Source organism: Hydrogenophaga sp. BPS33 (assembly GCF_009859475.1).
Classification (GTDB): domain Bacteria; phylum Pseudomonadota; class Gammaproteobacteria; order Burkholderiales; family Burkholderiaceae_C; genus Hydrogenophaga.
The window spans coordinates 519,414-536,362 of record NZ_CP044549.1; the positions used below are offsets into that span (position 1 = coordinate 519,414).

Below are 16,949 nucleotides of genomic sequence, written 5' to 3' on the forward strand. Positions count from 1 at the left end.
CAGGAGAACACAAGATGAAAACTGCTGAACTGCGCCAAAAGGATGTGGCCGGTCTCGAAGCCGAAGTGAAGTCTTTGCAAAAGGCCCATTTCGGTTTGCGCATGCAAAAAGCCACGCAACAACTGAACAACAACGCCACGCTGGGTGACACCCGCCGTGCGATCGCTCGCGCCAAGACCATCCTGGCCGAGAAGCAGCGTGCCGCCGCCGCTGCCAAATAAGGAGTGACCATGACGGAAGCTAAAACATCCCTCAAGCGCACCTTGGTTGGCAAGGTGGTCAGCGACAAGCGCGCCAAGACCGTGACGGTCCTGGTGGAGCGCCGTGTGAAGCACGAGCTGTACGACAAGATCGTGGCTAAGTCGAGCAAATACCACGCGCACGACGAAAAGGGCGAGTACAAGATGGGCGACGTGATCGAGATCACCGAAAGCCGTCCGCTGTCCAAGACCAAGAACTGGGTTGCTACGCGCTTGGTGCAAAAGGCCGCGCTGGTCTGAGCCTCTTTACGCCGCTTCGCGGCGTATATTCGAAAAGCGACCGACAATTCGGTCGCTTTTTCTTTTCCGGGGTCCGAATTCCAAGGGCCTTTCCAGCCACGGCCAAGGGGCCACACGACAAGGAGCACAGCATGATCAAGGTGGGTGACAAGATTCCAGCAGCAACGCTGATGGAGTACAGCGAGGTCGAGGGCAATGGGTGCAGCATTGGCCCGAATCCCGTGGATGTGCAGAAGGCGTCTGCCGGCAAGACGATCGCGGTGTTCGCGCTGCCGGGCGCATTCACGCCGACATGTTCGGCCAAGCATGTGCCAGGCTATGTGGAGCAAGCCGCCGCGCTGAAGGGGGCTGGCGTGGACGAAATCTGGTGTCTGAGCGTGAACGATGCCTTTGTGATGGGTGCCTGGGCGCGCGAGCAGAAGACCGCGGACAAGGTGCGCATGCTGGCCGACGGCAGCGCGGACTTCGCCAAGGCGACGGGATTGACGCTCGATCTCTCCGGCCGCGGCATGGGTTTGCGCAGCAACCGCTATTCGATGTTGATCAAGGATGGCGTGGTCAAATCCCTGAACGTAGAGGCCCCTGGCAAGTTCGAGGTGAGCGACGCGGGGACCCTGTTGGCCCAGGCCAAAGCAGGCGTCTGATTTCCTGCTGGATATACCAGGGCCGCCGGTGGAAACACTCGGCGGCTTATTTTCGGTGGGCTGTTACGGCCGTGGTGTCAGAGATCGACTTTCAGGTAGTGTGCCCCCGGGATCGGGTTGTGGTAATACGGTGCCACTTCCACGAAGCCCACCTCCTGGTAGAGGGCGCGGGCGGTTTCCATGTCGTTCAAGGTGTCGAGCAGCATGGTGGTGTAGCCGTTGAGGCGCCCGTCGGTCAGGATGCGCTCCACCAGCAGCCGGCCCAGACCAAAGCCACGGAATGCGGGGCGCACGAACAGGCGCTTCATTTCGCATGCGTTGAGATGGTCGGTGTTGTAGAGCGGGCGCATGGCGCAGCAACCGGCAGGCTCGCCGTCCACATAGGCCACCAGCAAGGCGCCCGAAGGCGGCGCATAGGCGCCGGGTAGCTCGGCCAGTTCGGCGTCGAAATCTTGGAAGCACAGATCGATGTCCAGTCCGGCCTGGTAGTCCAGGAACAGCTGGCGCACGGTATGCAAGTCGTCGGGAAACTGGGCCGGTCTCAATGAGATCACGGCGGCTCCGGTGTCGGTCATGGCGGGAGGGGTGCAGGGGCAGAGCCCCGGGCAATGGGGTGGCTGCCACTATACGACAGCCCACGCCAGAGTCTCAGAAAGCACTGCCCAGACCGACCAGCCACGTCACTGCGCCAGCGCACAGCCCGAACACCACAAGCGCGAGCGAACGGGTGCCCACGGTATCGCGTGCGCTGGGCGCGGGGATCGCCACTTGCTTGTCGCCAGCGACCATGGGCTTCACCAGCGTCTGCTTCTTGATCCACTTGTAGTAGGCGATGGCCATCAGATGCAGGCCCACGAGCCCGAAGATGATCAGTTTTCCAAGGTTCTTGTGGTAGTTGGTGGCGAGCGCGACGGTGTCTCCGGAGACGAAGCGCACCAGAGGGCCGAAGAAGGAGATCTCGTCGTCACTGATCAGGCCCGTGCCGACCTGAGCTAGCAGGATCAGCAGCAGTGCGAACACGGACAACACGCCCAGCGGACTGTGGCCCACCTGGTGCTCGGGCTTGGCACGTCCTTTCACGTGGGCCCATAGCGAAGAAGGCCCGTAGAGGAAGCTGCTGAAGCGCGACCAGTGCCCGCCAATGAAGCCCCAGACCAGGCGGAACAGCAACAGGGTCAGCACGGCATAGCCCAGGCGCAGGTGCCAGTTCATCCAGTTGCCACCGACACTGCCGGTGACGATCAGGCCGATCACGCAAGCGGCGAGCAGCCAATGGAACAGACGGGTAGGGAGATCCCAGACGCGGATGGTTTGCATGGTGATGGGCCGTGGGTGTTGGTCGGGTTTGAAGGGCGGATGGATGGAGAAGGTATACCGGAAAACAGTTCCCACGGAACTTTGGCCGGGCACCTACACTCCTGTGCGGGTGGCCCCGAGGGTCACGCCACCAAGCACCACAACCTCCTCAGGAGTCTTCATGAAAATAATCGCCCCACTGGCACTGACCCTTGCTTTCGGCACACTTTCGGCGCCTGTGTTCGCGCAATTCCAGAAGCCCGAAGACGCGGTGAAGTACCGCAAGTCGGCCCTGACCGTGATGGCTACCCACTTCGGTCGCATCGGTGCGATGGCCAACGGCCGTGCGCCTTTCGATGCCAAGGTGGCCGCTGACAGCGCTGCGATCGTGGAGACCATGAGCAAGTTGCCATGGGAGGGTTTCGTGGCCGGTACTGACAAGGGCGAAACCCGTGCGTAGCCCAAGATCTGGACCGAGCAGGCCAAGTTCAAGGAAGCGTCTGACAAGCTTCAGGTGGAGACCGCAAAACTGAACACAGCAGCCAAGACCGGCAGTCTGGATGCCATCAAGACCGCTTTCGGTGCGGTGGGTCAGAGCTGCAAGGCGTGCCACGACGTCTACCGCAAGGACTGAGTGCCGCATGCTCTGAAATGCAAAAGCCGGAACGACGTTCCGGCTTTTTTTGTGCCTGGCGACAGGCGCCGCCTCAGGTGGGTTTGGCCAGCAGCTCCTCGATCAGCGCATGCAGCGCGGGAAAGTCCGGCTCGCCGACGAAGCGTTTGACGATGCGGCCCTGCTTGTCCACCAGGTAGGTGGTGGGCGTGAGCTTCACATCGCCCCAGTCTTTTGCGATGGCTCCTGTGTTGTCCAGTGCGACCTTGAAGGGAATCTGGCGCGACTGCACGAAGTTGAGCACCCAGGCGGGCGGGTCGTATTCCATGGCCACGGCCATGGTGTCGAACCCCTGGCCTTCGTACTTCTTGTAGGTGGCAACGATGGAAGGCATTTCCTTCACGCAGGTCACGCAGGTGGTCGCCCAGAAGTTCACGAGGGTGACCTTGCCTTTGAAGTCGGCCGTGGTGGCTTTGCTGCCATCGAGCAGCACAAAGGTGGATTCCGGGGCGGTGTCGCGTGTGGAACATCCGGCTGCCAACCCGAGTGCGCTGACGGCGCCGAGGGCTGCCACGGCCTGCAGGGCATGGCGGCGTCGGCGTCCGCTGGGACTGAGAGATGTCATTGTCTTTACACTTCCTGGGGGCTACATTGCCCTCATCCATCGTTGAAAAAGCCCGCCTCTTCCGGAGAATTGCCATGCTGCGTCGCCAGTTTACCCAGTCCACCACAGCCCTGATCGGACTGTTGGTGCTTGCCGCGCATCAACAAGCCAAGGCGCTGTCTCTGGGCGATCTCACCGACGGCGATGCGAGTCAGGGCATCAAGGTGGCCCTGGAGAAAGGCGCGCTGGCAGCGGTCGCTTTGCTGGGCAAGACCGATGGATTCCTCGGCAATCCAAAAGTTCGGATTCCTTTGCCCGGATTTCTCGAGGATGCGTCCAAGCTGCTCAAGATGACCGGCCAGGGCAAGCGCGTGGACGAGCTGGTGACCAGCATGAACCGCGCCGCCGAGGCGGCCGTGCCCATGGGGCGGGACGTGCTGGTGGGCGCCGTCAAGTCCATGTCGGTGACCGATGCCAAGAACATCCTGGGCGGTGGCGACAACTCGGTCACCCAGTTCTTTGCGGAAAAAACGCGCACGCCCTTGGGCGAAAAATTCCTGCCCATCGTCACCCAGGCGACGGAAAAAGTGGGTCTGGCGAATACCTACAACAAGGTTGCGGGCAAGGTGGCGGGGCTGGGCCTGGTGAAGTCGGAGGACGCGAACATCCAGCGCTACGTGACCGGCAAATCGCTGGACGGGCTCTACACCATCATCGGTGAGGAGGAGCGCAAGATCCGCCAGGACCCGGTGGGCACGGGCAGCGCCATCCTCAAGAAGGTTTTTGGCGCGATGAAGTAGGCCAGGGCCCGCGCGGCGCATTGGCCTATCGAAGCTTGCGGCGCGCCTCCGCGAGTCGGGCTTCGAGATACTCACCGTAGAAGTCGGGCACAGCGATGCCCACCAGACGCTCGGCCAGCTCACGTCCGTCGGGGCCGAAGAACAACACCGTCGGTGTGAAGCGGGCCTTCCAGGCGCGTGCCTGCTCTGCCGGGGTGGTCATCTGGCCGTCAAAACCTTGCAGGTTGCTCTTGCGATCGAGCACGTCCACTTCCACCGCGTGCACTTTGCCCTCACGCCGCATGGGCAGCAGGTAGTGGCCGCGCACGATGGCGCAATAGGGGCAGCCTTCCAGCGAGGTCATGACCACGAGGGGTTCGCCTTTCGCCGCCGCGGCTTGCCCCGCGCCGCGCAACGAGGTGGCGGTGGGCAGGGTGGCCGCGGCTGGGGCTGGAGTTGCGGGGCTTTTGACGTCGCTCACGGAGGAACCCCGGTCAGATGGCACCGCTGCGTTGCAACTCGATCACGCGAGCGGGTAGCGTGTCCAGCCAATCCTTCAGCACCTCGGCGGTGTGTTCGCCCAGCAAAGGCGGAGGCAGGTCGTTGCGCACGGGCGTGGCGCCCAGCTTCATCGGACTGGCCACCAGGTCCATTTCGTCGGCCAACGGGTGCGCCCAGGTGTGCACCATGTGGCGCGAGCGCACGTGCTCGTCGGCAAACACCTCGGCCAGGTTGTTGATGGGTCCGCAGGGCACCTTGGCGGCTTCCAGCGCGGCGAGCCAGTCGGCCTTGCCGCGCGCCTTGAGGATATCGGCCAGCATGGGCACCAGCACCTCCCGATGGCGCACACGGTTCTGGTTCTGCGCGAAGCGCGCATCGGTGGCCAACTCGGGGCGGCCGGCGACGGCGCAAAACTTGGCGAACTGGCCGTCGTTGCCCACCGCCAGAATGATGTGCTGGGCTTGGCCCTGCGCGTCGGGCGCGACCTCGAACACCTGGTACGGCACGATGTTGGTATGGGCGTTGCCCGCACGCCCGGGCATCTTGCCGTCCGCGCGGCCGCGCACGAGATAGTTGGCGCCGAGGTTGGCGAGCATGGCGACTTGCGTGTCGAGCAGTGCCATGTCGATGTGCTGGCCTTCGCCGGTGCGCTCTGCATGGCGCAAGGCCGCCTGGATCGCCACGGTGGCGTACATGCCGGTGAACAGGTCGGCCACGGCCACCCCGACTTTTTGCGGACCGCCGCCCGGGAGATCATCGCGTTCGCCCGTCAGGCTCATGAGGCCGCCCATGGCCTGGATGGCGAAGTCGTAACCGGCGCGGTCCTTGTAAGGGCCGGTTTGGCCGAAGCCGGTGATGGAGCAGTAGACGAGCCTGGGGTTGATCGCGCTCAGTGTGGGGTAGTCCAGGCCGTAGCGTGCCATGTCGCCTACCTTGTAGTTCTCCACGAACACGTCGGCCTTGGCTGCGAGCTCACGGATCAGCGACTGGCCATCGGGTGTGGCGATGTCGCAGGTGATGGAGCGCTTGTTGCGATTGGCCCCGAGGTAGTACGCGGCTTCGGCGGTATCGCTGCCATCGCGCCCGCGCAGAAATGGCGGCCCCCAACCGCGCGTGTCATCGCCACCGGGGTGGTTCTGCCTTGGTGGACGCTCCACCTTTACCACGTCGGCGCCGAGGTCGGCCAGCGTCTGTGTGCACCAAGGGCCTGCGAGCACGCGGGAGAGATCGAGTATGCGGATACCATCCAAAGCGTTCATGTCGCCATTGTGCGCGAGGCCGCGGCTTGAGCGCTGTCTCGGCGGTGGCCTGTTGCGCTGGAAATCCATGTTCGTCTCTGCCTTGGGCTGCCTGTTTCACCGTTGTGGCTTGCGCCCCTTGGCGCTTTTGCTGGGTTCCGTGGGGATGTTGGGCGCGTGTTCGCCCACTTTCAACTGGCGTGAGTTGCGCCTGCAGGGCACGCCGCTGCAGGCGCTGATGCCGTGCAAGGTGGAGATCGCCTCGCGCCCCGTGTCCTTGGACGGGGGCACTCCTGTCGAGCTTCACATGCACAGTTGCGACGCAGGCGGTTTGACCTTTGCGCTGTCTTGGGCCGAGCTGGGTGATGCCACCCGGGTGCCCGCGGCACTCGCCGGCTGGCGGCGCGCTTCGTTGAGCGCCATACGGGTGGATCCGGCACGTGTCGACGAGCCCGCAACGCAGTGGAGTGCCGGGGTGCCCGGCGCCACGCAGGTCATGGGCTTGACCGCGCTCGGCACGGACCCACGAGGCCAGCCTGTGCAGATGCGCGCGTTGCATTTTGTGCGTGAATCGAAGATGTACCAAGCCGCCATCTATGGCCCCGCCTTGAAAGATGCGAATGTGACCTCGGCTTTTTTTGAGGGGCTCAAGCTGCCATGAACCAGGCTCTGCGATCCAGCCCCGTGCGCTACGAAGGTTCGGCGGGGACGAACGTTCCCAGCCCGGACGCACTGCCCATGCGCACGGCGGTCATCGTTTTTCTCACGTTTGCCATTGCCTATTTCCTGTCGGCGCTGTTGCGGGCCATCACCGCGACGCTGTCGCCCACGCTGAGCGCGGAAATGGCGCTCAGCGCAAGCGATCTCGGCTTGTTGGCCGGCGGCTACTTCCTGGGGTTCGCGCTGACGCAGGTTCCACTGGGCAACTGGCTGGACCGGCATGGTCCGCGCCGTGTGATCCTGTGGTTTCTGGCCCTCGCGGTGCTGGGTTGCGGGGCTTTTGCGCTGGCGACCAGTTTTTTCGGTTTGCTGGCCGCGCGCGTGCTCACGGGCATGGGCGTGAGTGCCTGTCTCATGGCGCCGCTGACCGGCTATCGGCGCTGGCTGTCGCCTGCAGCTCAGATGCGCGCCAACGCCTGGATGCTCATGACCGGCTCGCTCGGCATGGTGGCAGCCACCTTGCCGGTGCAATGGCTGATGCCGCTGACCGGATGGCGCGGGCTGTTTTGGGGGTTGGCGGCCTTGCTGTTGCTGGCGATGGTGATCATTGCGCTTGTCGTGCCGCCATGGCGCCAGCGCGAAAAGGGGCACGAGGCGCACTCGAAGGACGAGGCGATCGGCTATGGCGTGATCTGGCGCCATCCTTACTTTCGTCAGATGCTGCCCATCGGCATCGTCAACTACGGAGGGATGATTGCCATGCAGACCTTGTGGGCCGGGCCTTGGATGGTGAACGTGGCGGGCTACACGCCGCAGCAAGCCGCGGGAGGCTTGTTCGCCATCAATCTGTCGATGCTGTGCGCGTTTTGGCTTTGGGGTATGGTCAACCCACGCCTGATGCGCAATGGCTGGCTGCCCGAGCGCTTGATCGCGTGGGGTTTGCCGTTGAGTTTTGTCGTGCTGGGCGCCATCGTGGCATTGGGCTCGGGCGCGGGGTGGCCGCTCTGGGCCTTGTATTGCGTGAGCTGCACGGTTCTGTCGCTGTCGCAGCCGGCCGTGGCGCTGGCCTTGCCCGTGGCAGCGGCGGGGCGTGCGTTGTCGGCCTACAACCTAGCCATTTTTGCGGGCGTGTTCGTCCTGCAATGGGCCATTGGCTTGTTGATCGATGCCCTGGCCATGTTGGGGGGCAGCGCTTTTGACCACTACCGGGGCGCCGTGGCGATCTTTGGCGCGTGCGGCGTGTGGGCTTATGCGGTCTTTCTGCGCGCCCATCTGCGCCAAACCGTGGCGCGGCCCAGCTAAACTGCCGCCATGAACGGCATCCTGATCCTGGCGCACGCCCCGCTGGCCTCGGCCCTGCGCCAGTGCGTGCTGCACGTCTTCCCGGACAGTGCCGACGCCATCGCCGCGCTGGATGTTCAGCCCAACGTGCCACCCGAGGAATCGCTGGCGCAGGCGCGCGTGCTCATGCGCCAGATGCGCCTGCCGCAGACCTTGGTGGTCACCGACGTGTTCGGCGCCACGCCTTGCAACGTGGCCCAGAAGCTCATCGACGGCGTCAACTCCAAACTCATTGCGGGCGTGAACCTGCCCATGTTGCTGCGCACCGTGTCGTACCGCCATGAAGCGCTGGACGCACTGATCTCGCGCGCCATGATCGGCGCCACGCAGGGTGTGATCCAGGTGGCGGTGACCGCCCCACAAAACCAGGCCCGACGAGCCACCCATGATCAAGACCACCGCGACCATCAGCAATAAGCTCGGCTTGCACGCACGCGCGTCCGCCAAACTCACCAAACTGGCCGGCGGCTTTGCCAGCGATGTCTGGATGGCGCGTGGTGACAGGCGTGTCAATGCCAAGAGCATCATGGGGGTGATGATGCTGGCCGCCGGCATGGGCAGCGATGTCGAGATCGAGACCGATGGCAAGGACGAACAGGCGGCGATGACCGCATTGCTGGCCTTGATCAACGACAAATTCGGCGAAGGTGAATGACATGACCGTTTCGGTCCACGGTCTGGCGGTTTCCCGGGGCATTGCCATCGGGCGGGCTGTGATCGTGGCGTCCAGCCGCATGGACGTGGCGCACTACTTTGTGCAGGCGGATCAAGTCGACGCCGAGATCGAGCGCCTGCGCCAGGCACGCAATGCGGTAGCGGAGGAAATCACAAAGGTGCAGCAAAGCCTGCACGAACTGGGCCCGAACGATGCGCACCCCGAGCTCACCGCGCTGCTCGACGTGCACCTGATGCTGCTGCAAGACGAGCAGCTCACCAGCGGCGTGAAGCATTGGATCGTCGAGCGCCACTACAACGCGGAATGGGCGCTCACCACGCAGCTGGAAGTGATCGCGCGCCAGTTCGACGAGATGGAGGATCCCTATCTGCGCGAACGCAAGGCCGACCTGGAGCAGGTGGTGGAGCGCATGTTGCGTTTCATGCGTGGCGTGAAGCTGCCCGTGGTGGTGGGTGGCGACGAGGCGCGGCAGGCGCACGACAGCGCATTCGAGGCACCGCTCGTGTTGATCGCGCACGACCTTTCGCCGGCCGACATGCTGCAGTTCAAGCAAAGCGTGTTCGCCGGTTTCGTTACCGATGTTGGTGGCAAGACCAGCCACACCGCCATCGTCGCCCGCAGCATGGACATTCCGGCCGTGGTGGGTGCGCGCTCGGCCAGCCACCTGATCAAGCAGGACGACTGGGTCATCATTGACGGTGATGCGGGTGTGGTGCTGGTCGATCCGTCCGCCATTCTCCTGGCCGAATACGGTTTCAAGCAGCGCCAGGGCGAGGTCGAGCGCGAGCGCCTCTCGCGCCTGCGGAACACGCCGGCCGTCACGCTGGATGGCCAGCGCATCGAGCTGTTGGCCAACATCGAACAACCCGAAGATGCCTCGGCCGCGCTCAAGGCTGGTGCCGTGGGCGTGGGCCTGTTTCGCAGCGAATTCCTGTTCATGGGACGCAGCGGCAACTTGCCCGACGAGGAAGAGCAATACCAGGCCTACCGCCGCGCGGTCGAGGGCATGCAGGGCCTGCCGGTGACCATTCGAACCGTCGATGTCGGTGCCGACAAACCGCTCGACCGCAACGCATCGCGCACCGCGGAAGACCACCTCAACCCCGCGCTGGGCCTGCGTGCCATCCGATGGAGCCTGGCCGAGCCGTCCATGTTTCTGGTGCAGTTGCGCGCGATCCTGCGTGCCGCGGCGCATGGGCCGGTCAAGTTGCTGATTCCGATGCTGGCCCACGCCAGCGAAATCCGCCAGACGCTCAGTCTGGTCGAGCGTGCGCGCGAGCAGTTGAGCGTTGCCGGGATACCGCAAGGCCAGGTCAAGCTGGGCGCGATGATCGAGGTGCCTGCGGCGGCGCTCACCGTTCCCCTGTTCTTGCGCTACTTCGATTTTCTGTCGATCGGCACCAACGACCTGATCCAGTACACGCTGGCGATCGATCGCGCGGATGAAGCCGTTGCCCATTTGTACGACCCCGTGCACCCAGCGGTGCTGCAGCTGCTGGCCAGCACCATCGCACAGTGCCTGGACAAGGGCAAGGGCGTGAGCGTGTGTGGCGAGATGGCCGGCGACGTGACCTTGACCCGGTTGCTGCTCGGCCTGGGCTTGCGCACGTTTTCCATGCATCCGTCGCAAATTCTCGCGGTCAAGCAGCAGATCTTGCGCTGCGACACCACGCGCCTGCAAACCTGGGCGCAGAGTGTGCTGGCAGCCGAAGACCCCGCCGCCCTGATGACCGACTGATACCGATACGAAGCGGGCTCAATGCTCCGGCAAAGGCTGGCGCGGCTGGTGTGCCGAAATGCCCGCCAACACGCTGGCGCTGACCAGCACCATCGCCAGCGCTTCGAGCGCCGTGGGCCAGCGCGCCTCCCACAGGAACCCGTAGAGGAGGGCGAACAGGGTCTCGAACAGGATCATCTGGCCGATCATGGTCATCGGCAACAGACGGCTGGCATGGTTCCAGAAGGCATTGCCCAGCACCGAGGCCACCACGGCCATGCCGGCTACCACGCCGATGAAGGCACCCCATTGCGCGGTGGTGTGGTCGCTGGTGCTGCTGCCCGAGAAGGCTGGAATGGCCAGCAGCAGCGCCAGTCCGCCGGTCACCAGGCCTGTGAGCAGGCTCCAGTCGTGCGAGGAGACGTGGTCCAGGCGCGCCAGCCAGCGGCTGTTGCTCACGGCGTAGGCGGTCCAGGCGATCAGCGCCCCCAGCGCGCACAGAAAGCCGGTGAGGCGGTCGGCCACGGAAGCTTCCGACGGCATGCCCAGCGCCTGCCAGGCCACGCAGACGATACCGCCTACGCCGAGGCCCAGCGTGAGCGCGAGCTGGCGCAGCGGCACCGCGCCATGGCCTCGGCTGCCGATCAACGTCACCGCCACCGGCAGGAAGCCGATGACCAGTGAAGTCATGGCCATGCCGCCCAGCTGCACCGCAGACGCGAGCAGCACGTAATAGAAGATGTTGCCGAGCAGGCTCAGGCGCAACAAGGCCCACCATTCCGCGCGGCCCAACCGCGGCGCCACGGCACGCCAGCGCGGTGCGATCAAGATCAGCGCCACCAGGCCGTAGGACAGATATCGGCCCGCAGACAACTGCAAAGGGGAGAAATGGCGAGCGAGTTCCGGGGCCAGGAACACGAAGCCCCAGGCGGCGCCAGCGGCGGCGCCAAAGCCGATGCCCAGCGCCAGTGATCGGTTGTGCTGGCTCATGGGTGCTGAGGTGAAAGAGAACGGCGCATGCCCGAAGCTTAGCCAGGGCCATCGTCGCGATTCGCTGATCGTTCGTCGCGATTCGCGGATCTCGATGGCGGATCAGCGCGCAGGCTCGCGGCGCAAGGCCGCTGTCAATGCCGACGGCGAGCGGTAACCCGTGCGCCGTGCGGTGTCGGCCACGCTCAGTCCGCCCGCGCGCCAGATGCGGGCCTGCGCCAACCGCTGGCGGCGCAACCACTGCATGGGGCTGTCACCCTGTTCCGCCTGGCAGCGCGCGGTGAATTGCGACGGGCTCAGGTTCGCCCGCGCGGCGAGATCGGCCACGCTCAGCCGCGTATGCCAGTGGGCAGGCAGCCATTGGCACAATGCGGCCCAGTCGATGGGGCGGCCGTTGCGTTCTTCCTGGCGGATGGGCATGGGGTTGCCCTGCAACCAGGCTTCGAGCAGCAAACCCGCGCCGAGTTGGCGCGCGCGCGGCAGGCCAACCGAGATGGCCGTGGCGAGGTAATGTGCCAGGGGCAGTAAGCCCGGTGGAGGCGTTGCGACGGCATGCGCCCAGTGGGGGTCGCGCGAATCCAGCACAAGGCATCGTGTCTCACCGCGCCCCTCGAAGTCATGGCGCTCCCCGGGTGGTACCACGCAGCCGTCGCCCACGGCGATGCGTTGCCCGTGGCCTGCCACTTCCAGCTCCAGAACTCCATGCAGGCCGACCAGGACTTGAAAGTGATCGTGATCGTGGCTGCCGTGCGAGGCGCCGTAGTCGCGCACGCTCAGGTGGTCGTGCGCGGCCAGCATGTCACTTCGCTTCCGCGTTGAGTACGCCGTGCGCCTGCTGGTCGGCGTGGTACGAGCTGCGCACCATGGCACCCACGGCCGCGTGGGTAAAGCCCATCTCGTAGGCCTTGGCCTCGAACATCTTGAAGGTGTCGGGGTGCACGTAGCGGCGCACCGGCAGGTGGTGGCCGCTGGGGGCGAGGTACTGGCCGATGGTGAGCATGTCGATGTCGTGCGCGCGCATGTCGCGCATCACCTCGAGAATCTCTTCGTCCGTCTCGCCCAGCCCGACCATGAGGCCGCTCTTGGTTGGCACGTGCGGGAACAGCGCCTTGAACTTCTTGAGCAGATTCAGGCTGAACTTGTAGTCCGAACCCGGTCGTGCTTCCTTGTACAGGCGCGGCACGGTTTCGATGTTGTGGTTCATCACGTCGGGTGGCGCGGCCTGCAGGATGCCCAGCGCGCGGTCGTCCCGACCACGGAAGTCGGGCACCAATACCTCGATCTGGGTGTCCGGAGACAAGGCGCGCGTGCGTTCGATGCAGGCGACGAAATGGCCTGCGCCGCCGTCGCGCAAATCGTCGCGGTCCACGCTGGTGATCACCACGTACTTCAAGCGCAATTGGGCAATGGTCTTGGCCAGGTTGTCGGGCTCGTTCACGTCCAGCGGATCGGGGCGGCCATGGCCCACGTCGCAGAACGGGCAGCGCCGCGTGCACTTGTCGCCCATGATCATGAAGGTGGCCGTGCCTTTGCCGAAGCACTCGCCGATGTTGGGACAGCTCGCCTCCTCGCACACCGTCACCAGCTTGTTGGCGCGCAGGATGTCCTTGATTTCATAGAAGCGTGTGGAGGGACTGCCTGCCTTGACGCGAATCCAGTCGGGCTTCTTCAGCACCTCGGCGGGCACGATCTTGATGGGGATGCGCGCGGTCTTGGCCTGGCTCTTCTGTTTGGCTGTGGCGTCGTAGCTGCCGGCGGGTTGGGCATCGCGGACGGTGTGGCTGGCGGAAGCCGTGGAGGTGTCGGGGCTGGTCATGGCGTGGGTCTGGTTGGATCAGGGCGTGAGCGTGGCCTTGAGCTTTTGGCTCAGGACTTCGGCCGTCTCATCCCATGAAACGGCCACCCCGATTGTAGAAAGGTCCACGGTTTGCAGACCCGCGTAGCCGCAAGGGTTGATGCGCTGGAAGGGTTGCAGATCCATGGCTACGTTTAGCGCAAGGCCATGGTAGGTGCAGTGGCGGCTCACCTTGATGCCCAGGGCCGCGATCTTGCCCAGGCCGGTGAAGTCCGGATTGGCCAGAGGTTCGCCGGTCGCGCGTTTCCGGGGGCGCTGGGGCAGCGGGGCATGGCTGCCAGGATCGTCCAGCCGCACATAGATGCCCGGGGCGCCAGCCACCCGGTGGCCCGTGACGCCAAATCCCGCGAGGGTGCGGATCACCGCCTCTTCGACGCGGTACACGTATTCCTTGACGAAATAGCCCGCGCGCTGCAAGTCGACCAGCGGATATGCCACGACCTGGCCCGGGCCATGGTATGTCACCTGACCACCACGGTTGGTGGCCACCACCGGGATGTCGCCCGGCGCGAGCAAGTGGTCATCTCGGCCCGCCAGTCCCTGCGTGAAGACCGGGTCGTGTTCGCAGATCCAGAGATCGTCGGCCGTATCGGCGGTGCGTGTCGCGGTGAAGGTTTGCATCGCCTCGTACGTGGTGGCGTGGTCCACGCGGCCCAATGCGCGAACGATCACAGCACGACCTTGACCATCGGGTGCGTCGTGAGCGTACGGTAGAGCTCGTCAAGTTGCTCGCGACTGGTCACGTGCACCGTGAGCGTGAGGCCCAGGTAGTTGCCGGCCTTGCTCGGGCGGCGTTCGATGGTGCTCTCGTCGAAGTTGGGATCGAAGGCGCGCGCCACGTGCACCATGGCGGCGTCGAAGCCTTCCACATTGACACCCATGACCTTGATGGGAAAGTCGCTGGGATAGGTGATGAGCGATTGCTCGGGCGGAATATCAGGAGGTGTTTCCATCATGTCGAGGTTGGCCGCGGCGAAGGGCTTGGGGATATTCGGGGCTGGCGCTCGTCCGAGTTCGGCGGGGACCCCTGGGCGCGTCGAACGTCTCAGGATGCCGACGCTGCCATGCGAAGATTATCGACGTCGTGCACCGATGAGTGCCGCGTGCTCATGACGTGTCCCGAAATGTTGTCGATGGGCTGGGGTTTCTACGTATAATCAGAGGCTTTGCAACCCAGGCACTTTGTCGCCTTCATGTCACGCGCGAGGTCGAATATGACGCAAAGCCATTCGATCCCGCCCGACAAGGCAGGCCAAGAAGATGGGGAGCAAGACTCCGATTTCAAGCCATTGACGGTCGAACAGGCTCGGCAATGGCGGGCCGGGCAACCAGTGCTACCGCTCTGGCGGCTGGTTCTGGTGCAGTGTTTCGTGGGGCTGATAGCGAGCATTGTGGGCGGGCTGCTGTGGCAGTCGTCCGCAGTGGCGTGGTCGGTTCTCTATGGTGCGGCGTCGGTGGCAATCCCATCGGCCCTGATGGCCTACGGCCTGACCTCCAGTGCGATGTCCCGAGTCTGGGCTTCGCATGCCAATGCGGCGTTTGCCGGCTTCCTGTTGTGGGAGGGCGTCAAAATCCTGCTGGCGGTGGTCATGCTGGCCGTGGCCCCATGGGTGGTTGCTTCTTTGAATTGGCTTGGCCTTCTGGTCGGGCTTGTGTTGGTTCTCAAGGTCTACTGGTTCGGATGGCTCATCCAATCCAGGCGATCGCATGCAAACGGTTGACTCTCCGGCTCATCGGACAAAACGAACATGGCTGCTGAAGGCACTTTGACCCCGGGCGAATACATTCGCCACCACCTCGTCCACCTGACGAACCGCAAACAGGAATCGATTGTCGATTTCTCGGTGATCAACTTCGACTCCGTGGTGGTCAGCGCACTGCTGGGTCTGTTGACGGTTTTCGTGCTGTGGCGCGCCGCCCGCAGCGCTACTGCCGGTGTTCCGGGACGCTTCCAGGCCGCGGTGGAAATGCTGGTCGAGATGGTAGACACCCAGGCCAAGTCGGTCATTCACAACGCCCAGAGCCGCAAGCTTGTGGCGCCGCTGGCTTTGACGGTGTTCGTGTGGATCTTCATGATGAACTTCATGGACATGATCCCCGTGGATCTGATCCCCCAGATCTGGCACAGCGCCGGTCCGGCCATGGGCTTCAAGGACTACCTCCGTGTGGTCCCGACCGCCGACCTGTCGACCACCCTGGGTCTGTCGGTGTCGGTGCTGCTGCTGTGCCTGTTCTACAACATCAAGATCAAAGGCCTCGGCGGCTGGGCGCACGAACTCGTGTGCGCGCCGTTCGGCACCAGCAAGAATCCCATCTGGGCGCTGCTGTTGGGCGTGGTCAACTTCCTCATGCAGATGATCGAATTCGTGGCCAAGACGGTGTCGCATGGCATGCGGTTGTTCGGCAACATGTTCGCCGGCGAGCTGGTGTTCATGCTGATCGCGCTGCTGGGTGCCTACGCCACCCTGTCCCTGGGCGGCGGGCTCTTCTTCATCGGGCATCTGATCGCTGGCACGGTGTGGACCTTGTTCCACATTCTGGTCATCACCTTGCAAGCGTTCATCTTCATGATGCTGGCCCTGATCTATCTGGGGCAGGCGCATGACGCGCACTGACACATCCATTCGGGTCGTCATCGGTTTCTTTCTCGTTTCTTTTCTTTCTCAACAAACTTCCACTTCATAGGAGTCATCATGGAAAACGTTCTGGGTCTTGTCGCACTGGCTTGCGGTCTCATCGTCGGTCTGGGCGCCATCGGCGCCTCCATCGGTATCGCGCTGATGGGCGGCAAATTCCTCGAATCGTCGGCACGTCAGCCCGAGCTGATGAACGACCTGCAAACCAAGATGTTCATTCTGGCCGGTCTGATCGACGCGGCCTTCCTGATCGGCGTGGCTATCGCCCTGCTGTTCGCCTTCGCCAACCCGTTCACGCTGTAATCAGGCTCGCTGCCCGCGCGGGTTGGCGTTGCGGTGACGGCCTTCAATCCCGTTGCCTCCTCCCGCCTCCGTGCCGGCAGTCGGTGCACACCACTCTTGTCAATACACAGAAAGGCGTTGCGATGAATATCAATGCAACCCTCTTTGCGCAGGCCATCGTCTTCGCGATCCTGGTGATCTTCACGATGAAATTCGTGTGGCCACCCATCGCAAAGGCACTTGATGAGCGTGCGTTGAAGATTTCCGAAGGCCTGGCAGCTTCCGAAAAAGCCAAGACCGAACTGAGCGTGGCCAACAAGCGCGTCGAAGAGGAGTTGAGCAAGTCGCGCAACGAATCCGCCACCCGCCTGGCCGACGCCGAGCGCCGCGCCCAGACCGTGATCGAGGAGGCCAAGGCCCGCGCCACCGAAGAGGCGGCCAAGATCGTGGCAACTGCCCGACAGGAGGCCGAGCAACAGGTCGTCAAGGCCCGCGAAGCCCTGCGCGAGCAGGTGGCTGCACTGGCTGTCAAGGGTGCCGAGCAGATTCTCAAGCGCGAAATCAATGCCGGTGTTCACGCCGAATTGCTGGGCCGCCTGAAGACCGAACTCTGATCC

The 16,949-nt window shown here is 63.9% G+C and carries 23 protein-coding genes and 1 pseudogene; 14 read left to right on the plus strand and 10 right to left on the minus strand.

All coding sequences use genetic code 11. The features are described 5' to 3' along the window. The first annotated feature begins 14 nt into the window (after nt 1-14). The 3 genes from rpmC to F9K07_RS02430 all read left to right on the plus strand — a co-directional run bounded on the left by rpmC (nt 15) and on the right by F9K07_RS02430 (nt 1,144). A complete protein-coding gene (rpmC, locus tag F9K07_RS02420; RefSeq protein ID WP_159589033.1) occupies nt 15-221 on the plus strand; it encodes a 50S ribosomal protein L29 in 207 nt (68 codons plus the stop codon). A 9-nt stretch (nt 222-230) separates the two neighbouring features. Further along, nucleotides 231-500: a 30S ribosomal protein S17 gene (gene rpsQ, locus F9K07_RS02425; protein ID WP_159589035.1), complete on the plus strand. Its 270-nt coding sequence runs from the start codon at nt 231-233 to the stop codon at nt 498-500. A 131-nt stretch (nt 501-631) separates the two neighbouring features. After that, a complete protein-coding gene (locus F9K07_RS02430; RefSeq protein ID WP_159589038.1) occupies nt 632-1,144 on the plus strand; it encodes a peroxiredoxin in 513 nt (170 codons plus the stop codon). A 77-nt stretch (nt 1,145-1,221) separates the two neighbouring features. On the opposite strand, the gene F9K07_RS02435 is transcribed toward F9K07_RS02430, so the two are convergent. Both F9K07_RS02435 and F9K07_RS02440 read right to left on the minus strand, forming a co-directional pair. Further along, nucleotides 1,222-1,719, minus strand: coding sequence for a GNAT family N-acetyltransferase (locus tag F9K07_RS02435; protein ID WP_159589040.1), 498 nt, complete (start codon nt 1,717-1,719; stop codon nt 1,222-1,224). A 73-nt stretch (nt 1,720-1,792) separates the two neighbouring features. Beyond that, nucleotides 1,793-2,461 carry a cytochrome b/b6 domain-containing protein gene (locus F9K07_RS02440; protein WP_159589042.1) on the minus strand — a complete coding sequence of 223 codons (669 nt, stop codon included), beginning with the start codon at nt 2,459-2,461 and terminating at the stop codon, nt 1,793-1,795. 160 nt (nt 2,462-2,621) lie between these two features. Here F9K07_RS02440 and F9K07_RS02445 point away from each other — a divergent pair. Continuing rightward, nucleotides 2,622-3,074, plus strand: a pseudogene (locus tag F9K07_RS02445) (c-type cytochrome). A gap of 73 nt (nt 3,075-3,147) precedes the next feature. Here the strand turns inward: F9K07_RS02445 and F9K07_RS02450 are convergent. Beyond that, a complete protein-coding gene (locus F9K07_RS02450; RefSeq protein WP_159589044.1) occupies nt 3,148-3,678 on the minus strand; it encodes a TlpA family protein disulfide reductase in 531 nt (176 codons plus the stop codon). Between the two features lie 74 nt (nt 3,679-3,752). Here F9K07_RS02450 and F9K07_RS02455 point away from each other — a divergent pair, with 74 nt between their 5' ends. After that, nucleotides 3,753-4,457 carry a DUF4197 domain-containing protein gene (locus F9K07_RS02455; protein ID WP_159589046.1) on the plus strand — a complete coding sequence of 235 codons (705 nt, stop codon included), beginning with the start codon at nt 3,753-3,755 and terminating at the stop codon, nt 4,455-4,457. Nucleotides 4,458-4,482: 25 nt separating this feature from the next. Here F9K07_RS02455 and F9K07_RS02460 read toward each other — a convergent pair whose 3' ends face one another. Both F9K07_RS02460 and F9K07_RS02465 read right to left on the minus strand, forming a co-directional pair. Then, complete coding sequence (locus F9K07_RS02460; RefSeq protein WP_236581781.1) at nt 4,483-4,917, minus strand: thioredoxin fold domain-containing protein; 435 nt, start codon at nt 4,915-4,917, stop codon at nt 4,483-4,485. 13 nt (nt 4,918-4,930) lie between these two features. Continuing rightward, nucleotides 4,931-6,196 carry a CaiB/BaiF CoA transferase family protein gene (locus tag F9K07_RS02465; RefSeq protein WP_159589048.1) on the minus strand — a complete coding sequence of 422 codons (1,266 nt, stop codon included), beginning with the start codon at nt 6,194-6,196 and terminating at the stop codon, nt 4,931-4,933. Nucleotides 6,197-6,263: 67 nt separating this feature from the next. Between F9K07_RS02465 and F9K07_RS02470 the strand changes: the two genes are divergently transcribed. From F9K07_RS02470 to ptsP, 5 genes are all read left to right on the plus strand, one after another. Continuing rightward, a complete protein-coding gene (locus F9K07_RS02470) occupies nt 6,264-6,836 on the plus strand; it encodes a hypothetical protein (protein ID WP_159589050.1) in 573 nt (190 codons plus the stop codon). Nucleotides 6,837-6,913: 77 nt separating this feature from the next. Further along, nucleotides 6,914-8,137: an MFS transporter gene (locus F9K07_RS02475; RefSeq protein ID WP_159596784.1), complete on the plus strand. Its 1,224-nt coding sequence runs from the start codon at nt 6,914-6,916 to the stop codon at nt 8,135-8,137. Nucleotides 8,138-8,146: 9 nt separating this feature from the next. Then, nucleotides 8,147-8,593, plus strand: a complete 447-nt coding sequence (locus F9K07_RS02480) for a PTS sugar transporter subunit IIA (protein ID WP_159589052.1) — start codon at nt 8,147-8,149, stop codon at nt 8,591-8,593. Further along, nucleotides 8,562-8,831, plus strand: coding sequence for an HPr family phosphocarrier protein (locus F9K07_RS02485; protein WP_159589054.1), 270 nt, complete (start codon nt 8,562-8,564; stop codon nt 8,829-8,831). Before F9K07_RS02480 ends, F9K07_RS02485 begins: the two co-directional genes overlap by 32 nt. 1 nt (nt 8,832) lies before the next feature. Continuing rightward, nucleotides 8,833-10,590, plus strand: coding sequence for a phosphoenolpyruvate--protein phosphotransferase (gene ptsP / locus F9K07_RS02490; RefSeq protein ID WP_159589056.1), 1,758 nt, complete (start codon nt 8,833-8,835; stop codon nt 10,588-10,590). An 18-nt stretch (nt 10,591-10,608) separates the two neighbouring features. Here ptsP and F9K07_RS02495 read toward each other — a convergent pair whose 3' ends face one another. The 5 genes from F9K07_RS02495 to F9K07_RS02515 all read right to left on the minus strand — a co-directional run bounded on the left by F9K07_RS02495 (nt 10,609) and on the right by F9K07_RS02515 (nt 14,367). Next, nucleotides 10,609-11,559, minus strand: coding sequence for a DMT family transporter (locus tag F9K07_RS02495; RefSeq protein WP_159589058.1), 951 nt, complete (start codon nt 11,557-11,559; stop codon nt 10,609-10,611). A 102-nt stretch (nt 11,560-11,661) separates the two neighbouring features. Next, nucleotides 11,662-12,357, minus strand: a complete 696-nt coding sequence (locus tag F9K07_RS02500; protein WP_159589060.1) for a helix-turn-helix transcriptional regulator — start codon at nt 12,355-12,357, stop codon at nt 11,662-11,664. A 1-nt stretch (nt 12,358) separates the two neighbouring features. Next, on the minus strand, nt 12,359-13,375 hold the full coding sequence (gene lipA, locus F9K07_RS02505) for a lipoyl synthase (RefSeq protein WP_159589062.1): 1,017 nt from the start codon (nt 13,373-13,375) through the stop codon (nt 12,359-12,361). An 18-nt stretch (nt 13,376-13,393) separates the two neighbouring features. Continuing rightward, a complete protein-coding gene (gene lipB, locus F9K07_RS02510; RefSeq protein ID WP_442907430.1) occupies nt 13,394-14,035 on the minus strand; it encodes a lipoyl(octanoyl) transferase LipB in 642 nt (213 codons plus the stop codon). A gap of 47 nt (nt 14,036-14,082) precedes the next feature. Next, complete coding sequence (locus F9K07_RS02515; RefSeq protein WP_159596785.1) at nt 14,083-14,367, minus strand: DUF493 family protein; 285 nt, start codon at nt 14,365-14,367, stop codon at nt 14,083-14,085. 261 nt (nt 14,368-14,628) lie between these two features. Between F9K07_RS02515 and F9K07_RS02520 the strand changes: the two genes are divergently transcribed. The 4 genes from F9K07_RS02520 (at nt 14,629) to F9K07_RS02535 (ending at nt 16,946) form a co-directional block, all read left to right on the plus strand. Next, a complete protein-coding gene (locus tag F9K07_RS02520; RefSeq protein ID WP_159589066.1) occupies nt 14,629-15,135 on the plus strand; it encodes an ATP synthase subunit I in 507 nt (168 codons plus the stop codon). Between the two features lie 27 nt (nt 15,136-15,162). Continuing rightward, nucleotides 15,163-16,029, plus strand: a complete 867-nt coding sequence (gene atpB / locus F9K07_RS02525; RefSeq protein WP_159589068.1) for a F0F1 ATP synthase subunit A — start codon at nt 15,163-15,165, stop codon at nt 16,027-16,029. Between the two features lie 78 nt (nt 16,030-16,107). Then, complete coding sequence (gene atpE / locus F9K07_RS02530) at nt 16,108-16,353, plus strand: F0F1 ATP synthase subunit C (RefSeq protein WP_009519254.1); 246 nt, start codon at nt 16,108-16,110, stop codon at nt 16,351-16,353. A gap of 122 nt (nt 16,354-16,475) precedes the next feature. Beyond that, nucleotides 16,476-16,946, plus strand: coding sequence for a F0F1 ATP synthase subunit B (locus F9K07_RS02535; RefSeq protein WP_159589070.1), 471 nt, complete (start codon nt 16,476-16,478; stop codon nt 16,944-16,946). The last annotated feature ends 3 nt before the right edge of the window (nt 16,947-16,949 follow it).

What these genes read in the sequence shown, in the direction of transcription:
- rpmC (WP_159589033.1), top strand. Translation starts at nt 15, where the DNA reads ATGAAAACTGCTGAACTGCGCCAAAAGGATGTGGCCGGTCTCGAAGCC.
- rpsQ (WP_159589035.1), top strand. Translation starts at nt 231, where the DNA reads ATGACGGAAGCTAAAACATCCCTCAAGCGCACCTTGGTTGGCAAGGTG.
- F9K07_RS02430 (WP_159589038.1), top strand. Translation starts at nt 632, where the DNA reads ATGATCAAGGTGGGTGACAAGATTCCAGCAGCAACGCTGATGGAGTAC.
- F9K07_RS02435 (WP_159589040.1), bottom strand. Translation starts at nt 1,719, where the DNA reads ATGACCGACACCGGAGCCGCCGTGATCTCATTGAGACCGGCCCAGTTT.
- F9K07_RS02440 (WP_159589042.1), bottom strand. Translation starts at nt 2,461, where the DNA reads ATGCAAACCATCCGCGTCTGGGATCTCCCTACCCGTCTGTTCCATTGG.
- F9K07_RS02450 (WP_159589044.1), bottom strand. Translation starts at nt 3,678, where the DNA reads ATGACATCTCTCAGTCCCAGCGGACGCCGACGCCGCCATGCCCTGCAG.
- F9K07_RS02455 (WP_159589046.1), top strand. Translation starts at nt 3,753, where the DNA reads ATGCTGCGTCGCCAGTTTACCCAGTCCACCACAGCCCTGATCGGACTG.
- F9K07_RS02465 (WP_159589048.1), bottom strand. Translation starts at nt 6,196, where the DNA reads ATGAACGCTTTGGATGGTATCCGCATACTCGATCTCTCCCGCGTGCTC.
- F9K07_RS02470 (WP_159589050.1), top strand. Translation starts at nt 6,264, where the DNA reads ATGTTCGTCTCTGCCTTGGGCTGCCTGTTTCACCGTTGTGGCTTGCGC.
- F9K07_RS02475 (WP_159596784.1), top strand. Translation starts at nt 6,914, where the DNA reads ATGCGCACGGCGGTCATCGTTTTTCTCACGTTTGCCATTGCCTATTTC.
- F9K07_RS02480 (WP_159589052.1), top strand. Translation starts at nt 8,147, where the DNA reads ATGAACGGCATCCTGATCCTGGCGCACGCCCCGCTGGCCTCGGCCCTG.
- F9K07_RS02485 (WP_159589054.1), top strand. Translation starts at nt 8,562, where the DNA reads ATGATCAAGACCACCGCGACCATCAGCAATAAGCTCGGCTTGCACGCA.
- ptsP (WP_159589056.1), top strand. Translation starts at nt 8,833, where the DNA reads ATGACCGTTTCGGTCCACGGTCTGGCGGTTTCCCGGGGCATTGCCATC.
- F9K07_RS02495 (WP_159589058.1), bottom strand. Translation starts at nt 11,559, where the DNA reads ATGAGCCAGCACAACCGATCACTGGCGCTGGGCATCGGCTTTGGCGCC.
- F9K07_RS02500 (WP_159589060.1), bottom strand. Translation starts at nt 12,357, where the DNA reads ATGCTGGCCGCGCACGACCACCTGAGCGTGCGCGACTACGGCGCCTCG.
- lipA (WP_159589062.1), bottom strand. Translation starts at nt 13,375, where the DNA reads ATGACCAGCCCCGACACCTCCACGGCTTCCGCCAGCCACACCGTCCGC.
- lipB (WP_442907430.1), bottom strand. Translation starts at nt 14,035, where the DNA reads ATGCAAACCTTCACCGCGACACGCACCGCCGATACGGCCGACGATCTC.
- F9K07_RS02515 (WP_159596785.1), bottom strand. Translation starts at nt 14,367, where the DNA reads ATGGAAACACCTCCTGATATTCCGCCCGAGCAATCGCTCATCACCTAT.
- F9K07_RS02520 (WP_159589066.1), top strand. Translation starts at nt 14,629, where the DNA reads ATGACGCAAAGCCATTCGATCCCGCCCGACAAGGCAGGCCAAGAAGAT.
- atpB (WP_159589068.1), top strand. Translation starts at nt 15,163, where the DNA reads ATGGCTGCTGAAGGCACTTTGACCCCGGGCGAATACATTCGCCACCAC.
- atpE (WP_009519254.1), top strand. Translation starts at nt 16,108, where the DNA reads ATGGAAAACGTTCTGGGTCTTGTCGCACTGGCTTGCGGTCTCATCGTC.
- F9K07_RS02535 (WP_159589070.1), top strand. Translation starts at nt 16,476, where the DNA reads ATGAATATCAATGCAACCCTCTTTGCGCAGGCCATCGTCTTCGCGATC.